Raw genomic sequence first — 19,315 nt, 5'->3', positions numbered from 1 at the left:
AGCGCCCCATGACCGACGACATCGCCGTCCGCCCGTTTCGCATCGAGATCCCGCAGGCCGACCTCGACGACCTGCACGATCGGCTCGGCCGCGCCCGCTGGTCGGCGCAGCTGCCGGGCACGGACTGGGCGCGCGGCGTGCCCGTCGACTACCTACGGGCGCTCGCCGAATACTGGCGTACCGAATTCGACTGGCGCGCACAGGAAGCGGCGTTGAACGAGTTCCCGCAGTTCGTCACCGAGATCGACGGTCTCGATGTGCATTTTGTTCATGTGCGCTCGCCGGAGCCACACGCGGTGCCGCTGATCCTGACCCACGGCTGGCCCAATTCGTTCGTCGAATTCAGCAAGACCATCGGTATGCTCGCCGATCCGCGCGGGCACGGCCTCGATCCGGCGCAGGCGTTCCACGTCGTCGTGCCGTCGGTGCCCGGCTTCGCCTTCTCTTCCCCGCCCGCGCGCATCGGCATGACGCCGCGGCGGGTGGCGCGGATGTGGCTGGTGCTGATGGATCGGCTCGGCTATGCGCGATTCGGGGCGCAGGGTGGCGACCTCGGCGCGTATGTCGCCCCTGAACTTGCCATCGCGGCACCGGAGCGGGTGATCGGCGTGCACCTCGACGGTGGCATCGGCATGCCGAGCGCGGCGGACGTGCCGACCATGACACCCGACGAGCGGGCCGAGTGGGATCTGATGCAGCAGTGGATGACCGGGGTGAATCACCACGTGCTGCTGCATGCCGCGCCGCAGACCTTCGCGCACGCGTGGACCGATTCACCGGTCGGATTGCTGGCCTGGCTGATGCACAAGTTCACCGAGTTCACCCCGCTGGCCGACCGGGTGGAGGACGTCATCGAGCGCGATCACCTGCTGACCAACGTCAGCCTCTACTGGTTCACCAACACCGCGGCCACCTCGTCCTGGCCGATGTACAACGGCCTCGGCGAGCACGGATTCGCGTGGCCGAAGGGGCAGCGGGCGGTGCCGACCGGCGTCTACGGCGGCGGGTCGGCACTGATGCGGCGACTTGCCGAGCGGGACAACGACATCGTGCACTGGCCGACGGGCAACACCGGCAATCACTTTGTCGCGATGGAACTTCCGGACATGCACGTGGCCGACATCCGCGTCTTCTTCGCGAAGGTGCGCTGAGGGCGCGGTGGGTCAGTTGGCCGGTTCGGGCTTGCTGAACTCACCGTGCACCGCGGTGCCGGGCGGCGTCGCGTGCGTGGTCGGCGCGGCGGGCGCGGGGGCCGGCGCGGGCGCGGGCGCGGGTTCGGGCGCCGGAGCCGCGGGCAGCGGCGCGGGGGCGGGCCGCTGCACCGTGGTCGGCTCGGGCTCGGGCGCGGGACCGAACACGGTGCCGTTCGGGCCCGGCGCGACCACGCCGGGGGTGTCCGTGTCGGCCGGGCGGGCCGGTTGGCTCGCGGGCTGGTCCGGCACCACGAAGGTGCCGACGGTCGGCGTCATCACGCAGTGCGCGCCGGGGTAGTCGATGATGCCCCACATCGAGGCGATGACCGTGCCGGGACCGCTGTGCACGGTCTTGGACAGCGACGGCAGGCCGTACTCGGTCAGGTCGTCGAGCGGATCGATGCCGCTGGCGCCGTTGTTGATGTTCACCCAGGCCACGACGAGGCCGGAGGCCAGCGGAATGCCCGAGTGCGCTGGGGTGGCGCTGAAGCGCAGGGCGCCCGGCGCGACGTTGAGGTCCTGGCCGTCGCCGCTGTCGGTGCTGCCCGCCGCGATGATCGTGGTGATCGGGCCGAGGCTGCCGCAGCCGAAAGTCGGTGCGGCATAGGCGAAGGGAGTGAACGCGCTGGTGATGTGGCGCAGCGCGGCCACGTCCACGAGCTTGGTGTACTGGGTGATCGCGCCGACGCCGGCCTGCACGGTCGGATCGGGGCCCGCGGTCTCGGTGAGGTGGGTGAGTCCGGCATCGAGTGGCGTCGGTTCGGGTTCGGCGGCGGCCGGGCCGCCGACGGTGAGCGCGGCGCCGATGCCGAGCGTGGTCACAGCCGCTGCGGCGCGTGCGATGGTCCTGCCGTTCACTCGTTCTCCTCGATCCCCAAGGCTCAGGGTTCCCCAACCCACGTGCAGCAACGTACCAGTTCGTCGGAAATACCGCCCAGGTAGTGCCACTGTTTCTCGGCCGTGGTAGCGGCGGGCGTAACGGGTTGGCGGCAAAGCCGGAGGTGGCCGAGCGTGTCCGAGGCCTGTGATCCACCTGACAGTCGAGTATTACCGAGGGGTAGTTTGGACTCGGACGTACGAGACACAGACGGAGCTGCGTATGAAAATAAGCCTGTCCCCAGATGAGGTCGCCTTCCGCGACGAACTGCGAAACTTCTACCGCACCGAGATTCCCGCCGATATCCGCGAACGGTTCAAGTACGGACGCGAGCTGTCCCGCGGCGACATCGTGCGCTCGCACAAGATCCTCAACGACCACGGTCTCGCGGTGCCGAACTGGCCGGTCGAATGGGGTGGCAAGGACTGGACCCCGATGCAGCGCCACCTCTGGCAGGACGAGATGCAGCTCGCCTCGGTGCCGGACCCGCTGACCTTCAATGCTCAGATGGTCGGCCCGGTGATCGCGCACTTCGGCTCCGAGGAACTCAAGCAGCGGTTCCTGCCCGCCACCGCGGCACTCGACATCTGGTGGTGCCAAGGCTTCTCCGAACCCGACGCCGGTTCCGACCTGGCCTCGCTGCGCACCACCGCGGTGCGGGACGGCGATTCCTACATCGTCAACGGCCAGAAGATCTGGACCACGCTCGCGCAGTACGCCGACTGGATCTTCTGCCTGGTCCGGACCGATCCGAACGCCCCGAAGAAGCAGGCGGGCATCTCGTTCCTGCTCTTCGATGTGAAATCACCCGGTGTCACCATCCGTCCGATCAAGCTGATCGACGGCGGCTACGAGGTGAACGAGGTGTTCTTCGAAAACGTCCGTGTCCCGGCCGATCAGCTGGTCGGCGAGGAGAACATGGGCTGGACCTACGCCAAGTTCCTGCTCGGCAACGAGCGCACCGGCATCACCGGTGTCGGCCGCACCAAGGTGAAGATCGGTGTGGCGAAAGAGTATGCGGCGCAGACCAAGACGGGCAGTGGGACCTTGCTGGAGGATCCGCTGTTCGCGGCCAGGGTCGCCGAGCTGGAGAACGAGCTGCTCGCGCTGGAGCTCACTCAGCTGCGCGTGGTCTCGAATTCGTCGGAGGGCAAGCCGAATCCGGCGTCGTCGGTGTTGAAGCTGCGCGGCTCGGAGCTGCAGCAGGCGGCTACCGAACTGCTGCTCGACATCGCGGGCCCGGACGCGCTGCCGGTCGACGCGGACGAGATCGCCTCGCCCGCTTGGGCGCAACGCAGCGGCCCCGGCTACCTGAACTACCGCAAGACCACCATCTACGGAGGCTCCAGCGAGGTGCAGCGCACCATCATCGCCTCCACGATCCTCGGATTGTGAGGCGCCGACATGGATTTCGATCTCACCGATGAACAGGGCATGCTGCGCGACACCGTGCGCGAACTGCTCGCCCGCAGCTACGACCCGGAGACCAGGCTCAAGGTCACCGATACCGAACTCGGCTGGAGCCGCGAGGTCTGGCGCCAGCTGGCCGAACTCGGCGTGCTCGGACTGAGTTTCGCCGAGGAGGACGGCGGCGTCGGCGCCGGTCCGGTGGAGACCATGGTCGTGCTGGAGGAGGTGGGCCGCAGGCTCGCACCGGAGCCGATCCTGGACGCCGTGCTGGTGCCAGGCGGTCTGATCACCCTCGCGGGCAGCACCGAACAGCGCCGACGGCTGCTGCCCGAGGTCGCCGCGGGCAACAAGCTGCTCGCCTTCGCCCACGCCGAGCCCGGTGTGCGCTGGCCATCCGCCGAACTCACCACCTCGGCTGCGGCACAGGGTGATTCGTACACCCTGACCGGCGTCAAGAACCCCGTCGCGCACGGGGACAGCGCGGACGAGCTGGTGGTCAGCGCGCTGCTGCCGAGCGGCGAGACCGCCCTGTTCCTGGTCGCGGCCGGCGCGGCCGGGGTGACCCGCAAGCCCTACCGCACGGTCGACGGCCAACGCGGCGCGCAGATCGAGTTCGCGCAGGCGCCCGCCGAACTGCTCGGCGGGGGTGACGCGGGTGCCGCGATCTCGGCCGTCACCGTCGCGGCGCAGGCGAGCCTGTGCGCGGAATCGGTGGGCGCGATGGAGGAGGCGCTGCGGCTCACGACCGATTATCTGAAGCAGCGCAAGCAGTTCGGGGTCACGCTGTCGAAGTTCCAGACGCTCACCCAGCGGGCCGCCAACATGTACGTCTCGCTGGAGCTGGCCCGCAGCATCAGCCTTTACGCCACCGCGGCGCTGGCCGACGGACAGAGCGATCCGCACGTCGCCTCGCGGGCGCGGCTGCAGGTCAGCCGCTCGGCGCGGCACATCGGTCAGGAAGCCATCCAGATGCACGGCGGCATCGGCGTCACCGCGGAATACCCGGTCGGCCACTACGTGGCGCGGCTGACCGCGATCGAACGCACGCTCGGCGGCGCGCTCGAGCACCTGCGGCTGCTGAGCGACAAGGTCGGCGAGTACTCCCAGCCAGAGCTGTAAAACCGTGCGGTGGTGCGTGATCCACGCATCACCGCACGGCCCGCCTGGTCACCGGCTCACTCGTCGTCGGTCAGGCCGGTGGATTCGTCGGGTGACTGGTCGGCGGCCGGGTTGCGGGTCGGGCGCGGCCGGATGGTCGTCGGCTCCGGCTCCTCGGTCGTCGTGCTCGGCCACGGGGTGGTCGTGGTGGCAGGCCGGGTCGGGCGGGTGGTCGGGGTTTCGGTGGCTGACGGTTCCTCGGACGAGCTGGTGCTCGACGCGCCCTCCCGTGCGGGGTGGCTCGGATCCTCCGGGGTCGGTTCGCCGCTGGTCGTGGTGGCGAAACCGGTGAACGGCGTCGCGTGCGGGGCCTGGTACGGCGCGATCTGCCAGGTCGGTGAGGGTGGGATCGAGATCTTCGGCGCGGTCACGCTCGGGCCCTCGTGGCGCGCCGCGGGTGCGACGGCGTCGGGGTCCGAGCGCAGCGGGGGCGGCGCGACGTAGGTGTCCTGCTTGCCGACTCCGCAGGCGCCGATGAGCACGAGTCCGAGAGAAACCGCTCCTACGGCAATCGCCGGACCTGCGATCTTGGTCCTGCTGCGCTCCATCGGTGACACTCCTGATGCGGTTCGAGTGGGCCTCACCTTACTCGAGCGGGCACGGCCCGGCCAGGCGAAGCGGTCGCTGACGACGCGCCGGGGCGGCGCGTTCAAACGGTCCTCATTCAGATATCGAAATGGTCACTTCGGCGTGTCGAGGGCACGTGTCGCTGTGTTGTGGCCCGTTGTGGTCGTAGCGTGTGAGCAAAGTTACGCGTGAGACGCCTGTACCCAGATGAGAGAAGCGTTGTGTGATGAACGCGGCATTGGTTCTCTGATCGGCGTCATCGAGGAGTAGATGATGGGAGCTTACTCGACAACGTCGCAGCGGGAGTCGTCCGCAACCGCCGAGAATGCGGTGTCGGCAACTCCGCGGCATCTCGTGTCGGACAAGCCAGCGCGCTCGCTGTCCACGATCGTTTCGCGGGTGGTCGCCTGGTTCATCTTCGTCGGCGGACTTGTCGGGGCGGTTCTCGGCATCGCCGGCCTACACGTCGAAATCACCGTCGCCGGATTGATTCTCGCGTGCACCGCAGGGCTGGTCCTGCTCAAACTCCGTGCCGATGGCGGCGACCCCGAATCCGCGCCCGCGCGGCCGGTCGCGGCCGAAAACGACTGAAACCCGAGCCGCGGCGCCGCACAGGCCGGGCGACCGGCAGGCCGGACGCTCGGCGGTAACCTGCTGGTCACCGAAAAAGGCGGGCGCCCAACGCGTTAGGCGCCTACCGTGGTGATCTATGCGGATCGAGATCACCACGGACGCGGCCGAGTTCCGCGCGCGCACCGAATCGTTCCTGCTCCGTGATCCCTTGCGGCACACCGTGGTCACGTCGAGCGTCGCGAGCCACATCGCCGGTATCGCGGCCGGCTCGGCCAAGCCGAGATTCCTTTCCTTACACGCCGACGACGACACCGTGGCCGGGGTGGCCATGCGGGTCCAGGATCGCGACGTATACCTGGGCGAGCTGCCCGAGCGGAGCGCGGGCGAGGTGGCCGACGCGCTGGCCGAGCTCGAGCCGGAAGCCGCGGGCGTGGAGGGACTTGTCGCCGACGCGACCGATTTCGCCGAACGCTGGTGCGCGCGTTTCGACATCGGCTTCCATCAGACCTACCGCACCCGGCTCTATCGGCTCGGGGCGCTGCGGGTGCCCGACGTGCCGGGAGCTTTGCGCCGGGCCACGGAATCCGATGCCGAGCTGTGCATGGAATGGTCCGAGGCGATGTACGCCGACGCCGGGATCCCCTGGCAGCCCGCCGAGTCCGAGACCATCCGGCGCCGCGTCACGGCCGGTCAGCTCTGGTTCTGGGAGCGCGACGGGCAACCGGTAAGCTTTGCCGCCCACCAGCTCCCGGTCTACAACTGGTCGCGCATCGGCCTGGTGTACACCCCGCCCGCGCACCGCGGCCGCGGCTACGCGAGTGCGGTCACCGCAGGCCTCGCGCACGACCTGCACGCCGACGGACTCGATGTCTGCCTGTTCGCCGATGTCGCAAACCGCACCGCGGGCAAGATCTATCAGGCGATCGGCTTCCATCCGACCCATGAGTTCGTGCACCACAGCTTCGATCGGTCCGGTGAGCTCAGCTCAACGGCGCACGGGTCCACCAGTCCATGAATTCGGCGTCGGTGGCGATGAAACCGGTGCAGTACATCAGCATCGAATCCCATCGCGGGTCCGCGCCGAACTCGGTGACCATGCGCTGCCGCTGACCGCCGCTGTGGCGCAGCGTGTAATTGGTGTATTCGCGGCCGTGGTTGACCGCCGTGGCGCGCTCGTGCTCGGGTAGCCCGTCGAGCGCGGCACGGACATCGGCGGGCGAGGCGTACAGGAAGAAGGAGAAGATCGCCTTGTTCGGGCCGCCGAAGCAACGCCACTGCACCAGCCAGGCGCCCAGCGAGGGATCCTCGTCGTCCGCGGGCTCGGCGCTGGGGTCGGATGCGAAGCAGCCCGCCTTGTTGTAGCCGGACCCGGCGTGCACGAGTTGATCGGCGCTGGTCTTGGGCAGCATGCCGGGGAACGCGTCGCTGAGTGTGGCGGCGTACGCGCCGATCTGCGCGCGGTCGGGCGTGCTCGGCGCGGTGGTGGTGCCCGGCGGGGGCACGGCAGGCGGCTTCGTCGGCGCGGTGGGCTCTACCGGGTGCGTCGAGGTGGGGGTGGCGGTGGTGGCGGAGCCGTCGTCGCGGAGGGCGACCACGGTGATCGTGGCCAGCAGGCCGAGCGCGAGCAGTGCGCCGATGCCCGCCCCGAGCGCGCGCGAGCGTCGCGGTGCCGCAGGGACGGCGCCGTGCTCGCCGAGCGGCTGCCGCGGCGGGGCGGGTACGGGTGGCTGCGGTGGCGGCGAGAATGCTTGTGGCGGAGGCAGGTTCGGTACGGGTGGGGTGAGCGCACGGCGAGCGGCGGCGGCGAACTCGGCGCACGAGCCGAAGCGGTCCGCGGCGCGCTTGGCCAGTGCGCGAGCGAGCACCGCGTCCAGTGCCTGTGGCAGGTCGGGACGGAACCGGCTGACCGGCGGTGGCGGCGCGTGCAGATGCCCCTGGATCACCGCGACCGGATTGGTGGCGTCGAACGGCACCGTGCCGGTCAGCAGTCGAAACAGCGTGCAGGCCAGCGAATACTGGTCAGCGCGGTGATCGAGCGGCGCGCCGGCGAGCTGTTCGGGCGCCGCGTAAGCCAGTGTGGCGGTGAAGGTTCCGGTTTGCGTGAGCCGCCCGGTGTCGTCACGCAACCGCGCGATGCCGAAATCGGTGAGGAACACGCGGTCCTGCGCGTCGCCGGTGTGCTCCAGCAAGATGTTGGCGGGCTTCACATCTCGATGCAGCACGCCGCGACTGTGCGCGAAGTCGAGCGCCTTGGCGGTCTCGGCGACGATCCACACCGCGCGCTGCGGCGCCATGGTCGCCGCGTCCACCGCGGCGGCGTCGGTGCCGTCGATGTAGCGCATCGAGATCCACAGCTGCTCGTCCTCGACCCCGCGATCGAAGACGGTCACGATGTTCGGATGATCGAGCCGGGCGACCAGATCCGCCTCCCGCTCGAAGCGGGTCCGGATCTCCTTGTCGTGGAACACCTCCGGGTGCAACAGCTTCATCGCCGTCGATCGCGGTAGGCGGGGGTGCCGCGCCAGGTACACCGATCCCATGCCGCCCCGGCCGAGCAGGCGTTCGATGGTGTACCCGGCGAATACTTCTCCGGGACGTAGCATGGCTCAGTTCAGCGGCGCCGAGCGCCACCAGCGCAAGACCTCGTCGAGGGAACCGGATCCGTCGGTGAACATCAGGTACTGGGTGCGATCGGGGTCGCCGGTGAAGGCGGTGACGATCTTGGGACCGCTGGATTCGAACTTGTAGTTGGTGTAGGACTGCCCGCCGTTGGAGTCGGTCGACTTGGTGTTGGACGGCAGCTTGGAGATCACCGCCTGCGCGTCGGCCGCGGACTTGTAGACGTAGATGCGATAGAGCGGATCGGAATTGCCGCCGCCGCCGTAGCAGCGCCACTGCCAGGCCCACGCGCCGAAGTCCGGGTCGCCCGCGCCGGGCGAGGGGACGTAACTGGTGTCGGTCTCCCAGCATTTCGCACCGTTGTAGCCGACCTCCTCGGTCTTGGACGCGGGCACCATGCGCGGGAATTCGGCGCTGATCGACTCCGCCTTGGCATCGACGACGGTGGCGGATTTCGGTGTGCTGGTCGGTGTGGGGTCCGCGGACGTGCCGTCGTCGGTGACCGCGCCGATGATGGCGAGCACCACCAGGAGCAGCACCACCGCACCCACGCTGATCCCGATGATCAACCCGGCGTTGGACTTCTTGCGCGGCGGGCCTGCGGGCCCGTGCCCGGCGATGCCGAGCGGCGGCCCGGACGGCGGGGTGAAGTGGTAAGCCGACTGCGGTCCCTGGTACGGCGCGCTCGGTTGCGCGGCGGGCCCGGTGCTGTGCGGCTGCGCCGCCACCGCGGTCGGCGGTGGTGTCGGGAAACCCTGGCCCGCAAGGTTATTCGGTCCGCTCGTCGGTGGGACCCGGGCGTGCTGGTATGGCGGACTCTGGATCGGCGCTCCGGTGGTCGGCCGCGGTCCCGTGGTCGGGCGCGGGCCGGTGGTCGGGATCGGCGGACCGGTATACGGGCGTGGCCCGCCGGCCAGCGGCATGGACGGCATACTCGGTGCGTTGAGCGCCTGCTTGGCGGCGGCCGCGAAATCAGCGCAGGTGGCGAACCGGTCCTCCGGGCGCTTCGCCATCGCCTTGGCCAGCACGCTGTCCAGGGCGAACGGCAGACCCTGCCGATGGGTGCTCAGGGCGGGTGCGGTGCCCTGCAGGTGACCCTGGATGACGGCCGCCGGATTGGTCGCCGCGAACGGACCGGAACCGGTGAACAACCAGAACAGCGAGCACGCCAGCGAATACTGATCGGAGCGGTGATCCAGCGACGCTCCGGTGAGCTGTTCGGGTGAGGCGTAGGCCAGCGTCGCGGTGAAGGTGCCGGTCTGGGTGAGATGGCCGGTGTCGTCGCGGAACCGGGCGATACCGAAGTCGGTGAGGTAGACGCGCTCGCCGCGGCCACCGCCGGAGCGGGCCAGCAGGATGTTCGCCGGCTTCACGTCACGGTGCAGCACGCCGATGCCGTGCGCGTAGTCCAGCGCGTCGGCGGTTTCCTTGATGATCTGCACGGCGCGCTGGGGCGGCAGCGCCTGCGGCTGCACCGAGGCGGCGTCGATGCCGTCGATGAACTGCATCGAGATCCACAGCTGCTCGTCCTCGATGCCGCGGTCGTACACCGTGACGATGTTCGGGTGATCGAGCTGGGCGACCAGGTCCGCCTCCCGTTCGAACCGCGCCCGCACCTCCTTGTCGAAGAACATCTCCCGGTTCAGCAGCTTCAACGCGGTCATTCGCGGTAGCCGAGGGTGCTTCGCCAGGTAGACCGAACCCATGCCACCGCGACCCAGTTGCCGATCGATGACATAGCCGGCGAAGACGTCACCGCTGGCCAGCATGTCTGCTCCACTTCCCGCCGCGCGCCGGGACCCACCGGCGAACAGGCGTACAGCATAAGTACGCGCGATCAGGCACGGGCCGGACCACGGAAAACATCGAAACCATAGCAGTTGCCGCAGGACCGTCGGCCGCGCGGCGAAAGCCGGTCGGCGGCAGCGACATTCGATAGCGAGCAGCTATCGGCGGGGGTTGTGGGTCCGGTGGCGGAGCCTGGTCCCGACTCGCCGATCCGGGTCGGCGCGGCAGGTCGGGCAGCTCGATCATGCCGCGCCGGACCGGCCGTCGCGGCGGTGGAAACGCCTGCGGTGGAAAGGGTCTCGCGGGACGTGCCGGATGTGGTTGCGCGGCGCGCGGCGTATCCGGAGTCGCGGATCGCGCCGGGTCGCCGGGATCGTTCCGGTGCGGTGCCTGCGCGTCGGCCGCCGGGTGCGTCGGCTCGCCACCCTGCGGTGCCGGACCGGGCTGGGGATGCGGTGGCATGGTCCGGGTCGGAGCCACCGGGTGCGCGCGGCGCGGGTGGATCAGGTGTGGGCGGGAGGCGGCGTCGGTGAGGGCATGCCTGGCCGCGGCGGCGAACTCCGCGCAGCTCGGGAAGCGGTCGGCGGGGTGCTTGGCGAGGGCGCGGCCGAGCACCTGGTCCAGGGCGCGCGGCAGACCGGGGAACGTCCGGCTCAACACCGGCACCGGTGCGTAGAGGTGACTGTTCACCACCGCGGCCGGGTTGGCGCCGGGATAGGGCGGCGAGCCGGTCAGCATCCAGAACAGCGTGCACGCGAGCGAATACTGATCGGCGCGGTCGTCGAGCGGCCTGCCGATCAGCTGTTCCGGCGCACCGAACGCCAGTGTCGCGGTGATCGAACCCGAGGAGCCGAGCGTGGTGTCGCTGCCCCGGATGCCCGCGATCCCGAAGTCGGTCAGCAGCACCCGCTCCGGCCTGCCGATCGGCGCCTTGGCCAGCAGGATGTTGGCCGGTTTCACGTCGCGGTGCAGTACCTGATGGGCGTGCGCGAAATCCAGGGCGTCGGCGGTGTCGGTGATGATCTGCACGGCGCGTTCCGGCGCGAGCACGTTCACGTCCGCGCACGAGGCGTCCGCGCCCGGCACGTACTGCATCGAGATCCACAGCTGCCGATCCTCGACGCCGCGATCGAAGACCGTGACGATGTTCGCATGGTCGAGCCCGGCCGCGAGGTCGGCCTCGCGCTCGAACCGCCGCCGGATCTCCAGCTCGGTGTACAGCTCACGCCGCAAGAGCTTGAGCGCGGTCAGCCGAGGTAGCCGCGGATGCCGCGCCAGGTACACGGTCCCCATACCGCCCTGGCCGAGGACGCGTCCGATGACATAGCCGGCGAAGACGTCGCCAGTCTGCAACACGGGTGTTCACCCCCCTGATCGGGTCGAGCGCGCGGATACTACGGATGTATCTCGCAGGACCTCAACGATGCAACAGAGCGGGCCCGCGCATCCACGGAATGCTGTCGGTAGTGGTCGTTAAGCTGGCCCCTATGCGCATTGGAGCACACGTCCGGCTCGGCAGCGACCCGATCGGCTTCGGCGAGAAGCTCGGCGCCGATGTCATCCAGTTGTTCGTCGTCGATCCGCAGAGCTGGGACAAGCCGACGCCACACCCACGCACCGAAGAGATCGTGGCGAGCCCGATCGACGTGGTGGTGCACTCGTCCTATCAGATCAATGTGGCCAGCCTGAACAACCGGCTGCGGATGCCGTCGCGCAACGCCGTCGCCCAGCAGGCCAAGGCCGCCGCCGAACTCGGCGCCATCGGTCTGGTCGTGCACGGCGGGCACGTGCGCTCCGACGCCGAGCTGGACACCGGTATCGACAACTGGCGCAAGCTGTTCGAGCGGCAGCAGGACAAGGGCGGCTTCGCCGTGCCGATCCTGATCGAGAACACCGCGGGCGGTAATCACGCCATGGCACGGCATTTCGACTCGATCGCCCGATTGTGGGACGCGGTGGGCGATTACGGCGCGGGCTTCTGCCTCGACACCTGTCACGCCTGGGCGGGCGGTGAAGACCTCGTCGGCATCGTCGAGCGCATCAGGGCGATCACCGGCCGCATCGACCTGGTGCACCTGAATTCCTCCCGCGACGAGTTCAACTCCGGCGCCGACCGCCACGCCAACTTCGCCGACGGCACCATCGACCCGCAACTGCTCGCCGAGGTCTGCAAAACCGCCGATGCCCCGATAATCCTGGAGACCCCGGCCGACGGTGTCGCCGAGGATCTGGCGTACCTCCGCGAGCACGTGGGGTAGCGCCCGCCGCGGGGAGAGTGGTTGGGGGAGGGGCGTTTCGGGGGGTCGGTTGGGATCAGGGCGACGGAAAGGGTGGTTGGGGCCGGGGGTGGGTGGTGTGCTCGGGAGCGTTGGTTCGGTCTCGAGGATGTAGGTGATTTCGATGGTGATCGCGGCTGCTCATTCCACCGCCGTGGTGACACGGCTCGGCGCGCATATCGGTGCGCGGGTCGACAATGTTCGGCTCGGCGGTGAGGTGGACGCGCCGACCGTCGCGGTGATCCGGCGCGCGCTGGTCGAGCACAAGGTGATCTTCTTTCGTGAACAGCGGCACCTGGACGAGGACGGGCAGTACGAGTTCGCGCGACTGCTCGGCAGCCCGACCACGCCGCACCCCACGGTCACCTCGCACGGCGTCAAGAGTCTGGCGATCGATTCCGAGCACGGGCGGGCCAACAGCTGGCACACCGATGTGACGTTCGTCGACCGCATCCCGAAGGCCTCGATCCTGCGGGCGGTGCACCTGCCGAGCTACGGCGGATCGACGACGTGGGCCTCCACGGTGGCGGCCTACGAGTCGCTGCCGGAACCGCTGCGGCGGCTCGCGGAGAGCCTGCGCGCGGTGCACACGAACGTCTACGACTACGCGGCCCGCAGCGCCGAACCGCCGCGGCCGAATACGCAGGCTTACCGCGCCGAATTCGAGTCCAGCTACTACGAGACCGAGCATCCGGTGGTCCGGGTGCACCCGGAGACCGGTGAACGGGCCCTGCTGCTCGGGCATTTCGTGAAGCATTTCGTGGGGCTGTCCACCGGCGAATCGCAGGCGCTGTTGCGGCTGTTCCAGGATCGGGTCACCCGCCTCGAGCACACCACCCGCTGGAACTGGGCTCCCGGCGATGTCGCGATCTGGGACAACCGCGCCACCCAGCACTACGCGATCGACGACTACGACGACCAGCCGCGCAAACTCACCCGCATCACCCTCGCCGGTGACATTCCGGTGGCGGTCGACGGCACGCCGAGCAAGATCATCGCGGGCAACGCCGAGCACTACTCGGTCATCGACCGGCCGACCCGCCTCGCCTCCTGAGCCCGCGACGGACCCCTACCGGGGAACGGACGCGAGTACGGCGGGCTGAGCGGTGTCGTAGGGGACCTTCATACTGGTGCGATGAGTATTCGGCCGTTGGATGGGGTTCGCGTCCTGGAGCTGGGCAATTACATTGCCGCGCCGACCGCCGGGCGGATCCTCGGTGACTTCGGCGCCGAGGTGATCAAGGTGGAGCGGCCCAAGGCCGGGGACGAGCTGCGCAACTGGCGGCTCTACGGCGGCGACACCTCGATGCTGTACCGCACGGTGAACCGGAACAAGAAGTCGATCACGCTGGATCTGCGCACCGAGGCCGGTCGCGGCGTGGTGCTGGATCTGCTCCGCGAGTCCGATGTGCTGCTGGAGAACTTCCGGCCCGGCATGCTGGAGAAGTGGGGACTCGGGCCGGAGGTGCTCGATCGCATCAATGCGAATCTGGTGATCACCCGGATCTCCGGCTACGGGCAGACCGGCCCGCACGCGTCCCGTCCTGGATTCGCCGCCGTGGCCGAGGCGGTCGGCGGATTACGCGAGCTGATGGGTGAACCGGACCGGCCGCCGGTGCGCACCGGGGTGTCCATCGGTGATTCGATCGCCGGGGTGTACGCCGCGTTCGGCACGGTGATGGCGCTGTTCCAGCGCGAGCGGGTGCCCGCGGACGCGGACCCGATTCCGTTGCGGGAGCGGATCATCGACGTCGCGCTGAACGAGACGATCCTGTCGATGATGGAGTCGCTGGTGCCGGACTACCTGGCCTACGGCATCCAGCGGGAGCGGGTCGGCGGCCTGGTGGAGGGCATCGCGCCGAGCAACGCCTACCCGTGCGGCGACGGCGTCAGCATCATCATCGGCGGCAACGGCGACGCCATCTTCCAGCGCTACATGCAGGTGATCGGCAGGCCCGACCTGGCCGCCGACCCGGAACTGCAGGACAACGCCGGGCGCTGGCGCAACCACGAACGTCTGGACACCGCGATCGCCGAATGGACCGCCAGGCACACCCGCGCCGACGCACTGAAATTGCTGGAGGCCGCGGGCATTCCGTGCGGCCCGATCTACACCGCGGCGGATATCGTCGCCGACGAACAGTACAAGGCTCGCAACATGATTCAACCGTTCTCGGTGGATGTCGGTGCGCCGGAACCGAAGACGGTCGGGTTCACCGGTATCGTTCCGGTGATCGGCGAACAGTCCCTGCCCATCCGCAATGTCGGTCCCGACCTGGGCGAGCACACCCGCGAGGTGCTGTCCGGGCTGCTCGGCATGAGCGAGGCCGAGATCGACGCGTTGGAGGCCTCATGAGGAAGGGTCGCAGGCGTCCGCCGGGTCGTGGTCCCGGTGATCTGCGTTCGCCGGGATTCACCCGGCCGACGGTGCACCCGAATCCCGCGGGTGTGCACGAAAAGCCTTGGGGCGGCGTGATGTGCGCGCCGCGGCAGGAACGCGACGAGCGATGAGCGCCGCGGTACTGCGCGACGTGACGCTGCGCGACGGCTTACAGCTCACCGGCAAAGTGCTGCCGGTGCGGCGCAAGGTGGAGGTGGTGCGGCGGCTGCTCGCGCTCGGCGTGCCGGAACTGGAGATCGGTTCCATGGCGCGACCCGATCTGGTGCCGCCGATGGCCAACACCATGGAGCTGGTGGCCGCGCTGACTCCGCAAGAGCTGCAACGCTGTTGGGTGTGGGTGGCCACGCCTCGGCACGTGGAGCAGGCGGCCGCGGCGGGGGTGCGCAACTTCCAGTACTGCTTCTCGGTGTCGGACGCGCACAACAAGGCCAATATCGGCCGCACCACCGAGGACAGTGTCGCGGCCATGCCCGACGCGGTGCGCCTGGCCGAGTCGGTCGGCGGCTCGATCCAGCTGTGCCTGGCGACCAGCTTCACCTGCCCGTTCGACGGACCGGTCGATCCGGAGCGGGTGCTCGCGATCGCCGCCGATCCGCGCACGGCGGGCGCGGCCGACATCGTGATCGCCGATACGCTCGGGCAGGCAGGCCCGGCCGAGGTGGCCGCGTTGATCACCGCGGTGCGCACGCGAACACCGCGGCGCCGCATCGTCTTCCACGGCCACGACACCTGGGGGATGGGCGTCGCGAACACGTTGGCCGCGGTGGGCGCGGGCGCGACGATGGTCGACGGCTCGCTCGGCGGGCTCGGCGGCTGCCCGTTCGCGCCCGGCGCGAGCGGCAATACCTCCACCGAGGACATCCTTTTCGCCACCCGTCCCGACTGGTTCACCCCTGCCACGCTCGCGGGGCTGGTCGAGCTGGCCGAGGGCGTCTTGGCCGAACTCGGCGAGCCGAATCGCTCGCGGACCGCGGAAGGAGCGCGTTCCAAGGCCGAGGCGTTCGCCTGGGTCATCCCGCAGGCCGGGTAGGTCGCGGCCGGAAAATGCGGCGTGCTGCCGCAGACCGCCGAGCACGTGCTGCTGGCCCGCCAGGTCGGCGTCGAACACGTGGTCGTCGCCCTCAACAAGGCCGACGCGGGTGACCCCGAACTGCTCGACCTGATCGAGCTGGAGGTCCGTGAGCTGCTCACGGCCCAGGGGTATCCGGGCGCGCGGGTGCCGGTCGTCCGGGTGTCGGGCCTACGGGCGCTGCACGGTCGAGTTGACCGTCCGCATTGGCCGCCCGGTTCCGCTGGAGCCCGGCCTCGGCTTCGCGATCCGTGAGGGTGGCCGCACCGTCGGCGCGGGCACCGTGCTGACCGTCGGATAGGTCGCGCTCATGGGCGACCGGTCGATCCCGCCGCCGCGGTCGGGATCGGCCGGGACGCCATGGGCGGGGTCGGGCCGAAGTGGGCGCGAAGCTCGGTGCAGGCCGCCATGATTCGCTCCACCTGGGAATCGGTGAGCCCCGCGTGCAGGCCGAGCCGCACCAGTGCGCGGTCGCGGGAGGTCGCGGGCGGGCACAGCAGCGCGGCGAAAATGCCACGGGCCTCCAGGAAGTCGCGGATTGCCGCGCCGCGCAGGTCCGGCCCGGCCTGCAGCGCGACGATGTGGCTCGCCGAGCCTTCCAGGTCGAATTCGAGGGTGGTCAGCGACCGGCGGATGGTGGTGGCGAGCTCGCGTAGCCGCTGCCTGCGCCAGTTGTCCAGCCGGATCACCTCGAGTGTCGCTGCCAGCCCGGCGATCTCGTGCGGGAGCAGGGTCGAGGAGAACATCGATGGATGCGACTCCATCTTGAAATAGTCGACGAAGTCGGTGCTGTTCGCGGCGACGAAACCGGCCCGCCCCGCGAAGGCCTTGGACAGGCTGATGATTCGGTACGGCACCCGCTCGGTGAGGCCGAGCGCGGCGACCATGCCCGCGCCGGCGGGGCCGTCGGTGCCTGCCGCGTGTGATTCGTCGACCACCAGCACGCTGTCGGTTTCGTCGGCGATCTCGCAGAACTGGGTGAGCGGGCAGCGGCTGCCGTTGTTGCCGTAGATGGCGTCCACCGCGATGATGCCCGGCCCGTGCGCGCGGATCAGCTCACGGAGGTGGCCGGGAAAGTTGTGCCGGAACGAATAGGTCGGCGACCCCGCGGCGCGGGCGCCGCGCCAGAGCGACATGTTCGCGAATTGGTCGATGTACACCGGTGTTTCGGCATCGGAGATCGATTGCAGCAGGCCGACGCCTGCCGCCCAGCCGGATTGGCAGAGCACGCCCGCGGGGGCACGCAGATGCTCGGCGAGCGCGCGTTCGAGCACCACCTGCGGGTGTGCGCCGTGCAGGTAGACGCTCGGGGTTGAGCCACCGGTCGGCGCCGAGCGCAACGCGGTCCGTACCGCGTGCGCGATGCGGGGGTCACCGGTGAGCGCCAGATAGTCGTTGCTGCGGAGCACGATGTCGCCGTACCTGGGGGTGCGGCTGTGCAGCAGGTGCCGCCCGCCCCACTGGCCGATTCTGTCCGAATGAAATCTTTCGACGCGCAGCTGGATCCGTTCGGCGATGGTCAGATCCATGAAACTCCTTTCGCTAGCACTAGCTACTTCAGAGCACACGCAGATTGATTGAACCACTACGGTATCGATGCAGGACCGTAATCGATAACTTGACGGATGACCACTATCGCCGAATATGCGCGTGCCTTTCGGCAATGCTTCGGCAAAAAGGGTGGGGGTCGAGCGCGAAACCGGTTGCGTACCGATGTGAAACGCAACCGGCTCAACGCTTCCGGCCTGCTCAGCGCACGGCGTGCGGCGCTCCCGCGCCCGGGTCGATCCGGTGCGGTCCCGCCGCCGTCGGCAGTACCGGGAAATCGAAGATCGCGGTCGGGATATATACCGTGGCACAGGAATTGGGAATGTCGACGACACCGGAGAATCGACCCTCGATCGGGGCCGCGCCGAGCAGCAGATATGCCTGTTCCGGGGTGTAACCGAATTTGGTGAGGTAGTCGATGGCGTGCAGGCAGGCTCGTTCGAAGGACAGCTGCGCGTCCAGGTAGCGCTGCTCGCCGCCGAGGGTGACCGAGGTGCCGGAGAAGGCGAGGTACTCCGAATAGGTGGGGCCCGAATTGCCCGGAACGAAGATGGCGTTCTCGGCGACGCCGTAGAGCTGCATGCCGTTCTTGATGAGATCGACCCGCAGATCGATGAAGCCGCCCATCTCGATGGCGCCGCAGAAGGTGATCTCGCCGTCGCCCTGGGAGAAGTGCAGGTCGCCGACCGAGAGGTTGGCTCCCTCCACGAACACCGGATAGAACACCCTGCTGCCGCGGGTGAAGTTCTTGATGTCCTGGTTGCCGCCGTTCTCCCGGGGCGGCGCGGTGCGCGCGGCCTCGGCGGCGGCGCGGTCGAACTCGGCGCCGGTCAGGCTGCCGAGGACGGCGTCGCGTGGTTCGGGTGGCAATGCCAGCGGCGGCACCCGCTGCGGGTCGGTGGCGATCAGCGCGCCCTCACGCGCGTTCCAGGTCGACAGCAGTGCGGCCGACGGGGCGGTGCCCATCAGGCCGGGGTGGGTCATGCCGGTGAACTTCACCCCGGGGATGTGCCGGGAGGTGGTGGTCTGCCCGCTGAAGTCCCAGATCGCCTTGTAGGCGTCGGGGAAGTGCTCGGTGAGGAAGCCGCCGCCGTTGTCGGTGGGGAAGATGCCGGTGTAACCCCAGCCCTGTCCGGCCAGCGGCCCCGAATCCTCCTGCGGGATGGGGCCGATGTCCAGGATGTCCACGATGAGCAGGTCGCCGGGTCGCGCGCCCTCGATCGCGAACGGACCCGACAGGCAGTGCACCGTGCTGAGCGGGGCGTTGAGCACGTCTTCGGCGGAATCGTCGTTGTGGATGGCTCCGTCGAACCATTCGCGCACGTGCACCCGGAACTCGTCGCCTGGTTTGACGGTCACCGCGGCCGGGATGTCGGGATGCCAGCGGTTGTGGCCGACGAGCCGCTGGTCGGTGAATCGTTTGGTGGAGTCGAGCGGAAACAGCAGTTCTGGCACGGTTTGTCCTTCGAGTTCAGGGTCGGGGAAGCTTGCGGTGCAGGGGATTTCGAGTCACTGGCGCTGAACGCCGGGGCGGTGCCGAGACCACCGCGGGCTCGGTCGCGGTGCGCCCGGTGGCGTCGAGCAGCCGGGTTGCGGCCGCGCCGGGCCGGATCAGCGCGCCGCCGCCGAACTGTCGTCTGCTGTCCGCGGCGCAGTCCGGGCACGGTGCGGCACCGGGGACCTCGGCCATGGGGAACGCGAGATCGAAGCCGCCACACGCCATGCAGTGGAACCGATAGAGGGGCACTGGTACCTCTTTATTTTCATTTGAATATTTTTCGTATGACGACGATACAAAGCTGATCAGGTCGCCGCGGCGAAACCGGGTGGTGAAGT

At 69.1% G+C, this 19,315-nt stretch carries 19 protein-coding genes and 1 pseudogene; 12 read left to right on the top strand and 8 right to left on the bottom strand.

The window, feature by feature from the left end; genetic code table 11:
* The first annotated feature begins 8 nt into the window (after positions 1-8).
* Complete coding sequence (locus tag F5X71_RS29485; RefSeq protein WP_167464937.1) at positions 9-1,151, top strand: epoxide hydrolase family protein; 1,143 nt, start codon at positions 9-11, stop codon at positions 1,149-1,151.
* A gap of 12 nt (positions 1,152-1,163) precedes the next feature.
* On the opposite strand, the gene F5X71_RS29480 is transcribed toward F5X71_RS29485, so the two are convergent.
* Positions 1,164-2,051 (bottom strand): hypothetical protein, encoded by an 888-nt coding sequence (locus tag F5X71_RS29480; protein ID WP_167464936.1) that lies wholly within the window; start codon positions 2,049-2,051, stop codon positions 1,164-1,166.
* 241 nt (positions 2,052-2,292) lie between these two features.
* Between F5X71_RS29480 and F5X71_RS29475 the strand changes: the two genes are divergently transcribed.
* Positions 2,293-3,465, top strand: coding sequence for an acyl-CoA dehydrogenase family protein (locus F5X71_RS29475; RefSeq protein WP_167464935.1), 1,173 nt, complete (start codon positions 2,293-2,295; stop codon positions 3,463-3,465).
* A 9-nt stretch (positions 3,466-3,474) separates the two neighbouring features.
* Positions 3,475-4,599 carry an acyl-CoA dehydrogenase family protein gene (locus F5X71_RS29470; RefSeq protein ID WP_167464934.1) on the top strand — a complete coding sequence of 375 codons (1,125 nt, stop codon included), beginning with the start codon at positions 3,475-3,477 and terminating at the stop codon, positions 4,597-4,599.
* 56 nt (positions 4,600-4,655) lie between these two features.
* Here the strand turns inward: F5X71_RS29470 and F5X71_RS29465 are convergent, their stop codons facing one another.
* On the bottom strand, positions 4,656-5,186 hold the full coding sequence (locus F5X71_RS29465) for a hypothetical protein (protein ID WP_167464933.1): 531 nt from the start codon (positions 5,184-5,186) through the stop codon (positions 4,656-4,658).
* Between the two features lie 373 nt (positions 5,187-5,559).
* Between F5X71_RS29465 and F5X71_RS29460 the strand changes: the two genes are divergently transcribed.
* Both F5X71_RS29460 and F5X71_RS29455 read left to right on the top strand, forming a co-directional pair.
* Positions 5,560-5,796, top strand: coding sequence for a hypothetical protein (locus F5X71_RS29460; RefSeq protein WP_238815539.1), 237 nt, complete (start codon positions 5,560-5,562; stop codon positions 5,794-5,796).
* Positions 5,797-5,914: 118 nt separating this feature from the next.
* The gene (locus F5X71_RS29455) at positions 5,915-6,793 is read left to right on the top strand and encodes a GNAT family N-acetyltransferase (RefSeq protein WP_167464932.1); all 879 of its coding nucleotides are present in this window, start codon (positions 5,915-5,917) and stop codon (positions 6,791-6,793) included.
* On the opposite strand, the gene F5X71_RS29450 is transcribed toward F5X71_RS29455, so the two are convergent.
* From F5X71_RS29450 to F5X71_RS29440, 3 genes are read right to left on the bottom strand one after another with little or no spacing between them, the layout of a single operon-like run.
* On the bottom strand, positions 6,759-8,381 hold the full coding sequence (locus F5X71_RS29450) for a serine/threonine-protein kinase (protein WP_167464931.1): 1,623 nt from the start codon (positions 8,379-8,381) through the stop codon (positions 6,759-6,761). The genes F5X71_RS29455 and F5X71_RS29450 overlap by 35 nt on opposite strands.
* Before the next feature lie 3 nt (positions 8,382-8,384).
* On the bottom strand, positions 8,385-10,166 hold the full coding sequence (locus tag F5X71_RS29445) for a serine/threonine-protein kinase (RefSeq protein ID WP_167464930.1): 1,782 nt from the start codon (positions 10,164-10,166) through the stop codon (positions 8,385-8,387).
* Entirely contained in the window at positions 10,150-11,541 is a 1,392-nt protein-coding gene (locus F5X71_RS29440) for a serine/threonine-protein kinase (RefSeq protein ID WP_167464929.1), read from the bottom strand. The genes F5X71_RS29445 and F5X71_RS29440 overlap by 17 nt, the downstream gene beginning before the upstream one ends.
* A 131-nt stretch (positions 11,542-11,672) precedes the next feature.
* Between F5X71_RS29440 and F5X71_RS29435 the strand changes: the two genes are divergently transcribed.
* From F5X71_RS29435 to F5X71_RS37860, 7 genes and pseudogenes are all read left to right on the top strand, one after another.
* Positions 11,673-12,443, top strand: coding sequence for a deoxyribonuclease IV (locus tag F5X71_RS29435; RefSeq protein WP_167464928.1), 771 nt, complete (start codon positions 11,673-11,675; stop codon positions 12,441-12,443).
* 142 nt (positions 12,444-12,585) lie between these two features.
* Positions 12,586-13,515 carry a TauD/TfdA dioxygenase family protein gene (locus tag F5X71_RS29430; protein WP_167464927.1) on the top strand — a complete coding sequence of 310 codons (930 nt, stop codon included), beginning with the start codon at positions 12,586-12,588 and terminating at the stop codon, positions 13,513-13,515.
* Between the two features lie 81 nt (positions 13,516-13,596).
* Positions 13,597-14,817 carry a CaiB/BaiF CoA transferase family protein gene (locus tag F5X71_RS29425; RefSeq protein WP_167464926.1) on the top strand — a complete coding sequence of 407 codons (1,221 nt, stop codon included), beginning with the start codon at positions 13,597-13,599 and terminating at the stop codon, positions 14,815-14,817.
* Positions 14,814-14,972 (top strand): hypothetical protein, encoded by a 159-nt coding sequence (locus F5X71_RS29420; RefSeq protein WP_167464925.1) that lies wholly within the window; start codon positions 14,814-14,816, stop codon positions 14,970-14,972. The genes F5X71_RS29425 and F5X71_RS29420 overlap by 4 nt, the downstream gene beginning before the upstream one ends.
* Positions 14,969-15,892 (top strand): hydroxymethylglutaryl-CoA lyase, encoded by a 924-nt coding sequence (locus F5X71_RS29415; RefSeq protein ID WP_167464924.1) that lies wholly within the window; start codon positions 14,969-14,971, stop codon positions 15,890-15,892. The genes F5X71_RS29420 and F5X71_RS29415 overlap by 4 nt, the downstream gene beginning before the upstream one ends.
* Positions 15,893-16,120, top strand: a pseudogene (locus F5X71_RS29410) (GTP-binding protein); the annotation flags it as partial.
* Entirely contained in the window at positions 16,041-16,232 is a 192-nt protein-coding gene (locus tag F5X71_RS37860; protein ID WP_428981411.1) for a hypothetical protein, read from the top strand. The pseudogene F5X71_RS29410 and the gene F5X71_RS37860, both read left to right, overlap by 80 nt.
* Before the next feature lie 7 nt (positions 16,233-16,239).
* On the opposite strand, the gene cqsA is transcribed toward F5X71_RS37860, so the two are convergent.
* From cqsA to F5X71_RS29390, 3 genes are all read right to left on the bottom strand, one after another.
* A complete protein-coding gene (cqsA, locus tag F5X71_RS29400) occupies positions 16,240-17,460 on the bottom strand; it encodes an alpha-hydroxyketone-type quorum-sensing autoinducer synthase (RefSeq protein ID WP_167464922.1) in 1,221 nt (406 codons plus the stop codon).
* Positions 17,461-17,680: 220 nt separating this feature from the next.
* Positions 17,681-18,934, bottom strand: coding sequence for a formamidase (gene fmdA, locus F5X71_RS29395; protein WP_167464921.1), 1,254 nt, complete (start codon positions 18,932-18,934; stop codon positions 17,681-17,683).
* A 16-nt stretch (positions 18,935-18,950) separates the two neighbouring features.
* Entirely contained in the window at positions 18,951-19,226 is a 276-nt protein-coding gene (locus F5X71_RS29390) for an FmdB family zinc ribbon protein (RefSeq protein ID WP_167464920.1), read from the bottom strand.
* Positions 19,227-19,315 lie beyond the last annotated feature (89 nt).

Source organism: Nocardia brasiliensis (genome assembly GCF_011801125.1).
Taxonomy (GTDB): Bacteria; Actinomycetota; Actinomycetes; order Mycobacteriales; family Mycobacteriaceae; genus Nocardia; species Nocardia brasiliensis_C.
The sequence above is the reverse complement of the archived record's forward strand: the minus strand, read 5'-3'. Positions and strand labels throughout refer to the sequence as shown.

What these genes read in the sequence shown, in the direction of transcription:
- F5X71_RS29485 (WP_167464937.1), top strand. Translation starts at nt 9, where the DNA reads ATGACCGACGACATCGCCGTCCGCCCGTTTCGCATCGAGATCCCGCAG.
- F5X71_RS29455 (WP_167464932.1), top strand. Translation starts at nt 5,915, where the DNA reads ATGCGGATCGAGATCACCACGGACGCGGCCGAGTTCCGCGCGCGCACC.
- F5X71_RS29475 (WP_167464935.1), top strand. Translation starts at nt 2,293, where the DNA reads ATGAAAATAAGCCTGTCCCCAGATGAGGTCGCCTTCCGCGACGAACTG.
- F5X71_RS29415 (WP_167464924.1), top strand. Translation starts at nt 14,969, where the DNA reads ATGAGCGCCGCGGTACTGCGCGACGTGACGCTGCGCGACGGCTTACAG.
- cqsA (WP_167464922.1), bottom strand. Translation starts at nt 17,460, where the DNA reads ATGGATCTGACCATCGCCGAACGGATCCAGCTGCGCGTCGAAAGATTT.
- F5X71_RS29465 (WP_167464933.1), bottom strand. Translation starts at nt 5,186, where the DNA reads ATGGAGCGCAGCAGGACCAAGATCGCAGGTCCGGCGATTGCCGTAGGA.
- F5X71_RS29450 (WP_167464931.1), bottom strand. Translation starts at nt 8,381, where the DNA reads ATGCTACGTCCCGGAGAAGTATTCGCCGGGTACACCATCGAACGCCTG.
- F5X71_RS29425 (WP_167464926.1), top strand. Translation starts at nt 13,597, where the DNA reads ATGAGTATTCGGCCGTTGGATGGGGTTCGCGTCCTGGAGCTGGGCAAT.
- F5X71_RS29435 (WP_167464928.1), top strand. Translation starts at nt 11,673, where the DNA reads ATGCGCATTGGAGCACACGTCCGGCTCGGCAGCGACCCGATCGGCTTC.
- F5X71_RS29430 (WP_167464927.1), top strand. Translation starts at nt 12,586, where the DNA reads ATGGTGATCGCGGCTGCTCATTCCACCGCCGTGGTGACACGGCTCGGC.
- F5X71_RS29470 (WP_167464934.1), top strand. Translation starts at nt 3,475, where the DNA reads ATGGATTTCGATCTCACCGATGAACAGGGCATGCTGCGCGACACCGTG.
- F5X71_RS29445 (WP_167464930.1), bottom strand. Translation starts at nt 10,166, where the DNA reads ATGCTGGCCAGCGGTGACGTCTTCGCCGGCTATGTCATCGATCGGCAA.
- F5X71_RS29420 (WP_167464925.1), top strand. Translation starts at nt 14,814, where the DNA reads ATGAGGAAGGGTCGCAGGCGTCCGCCGGGTCGTGGTCCCGGTGATCTG.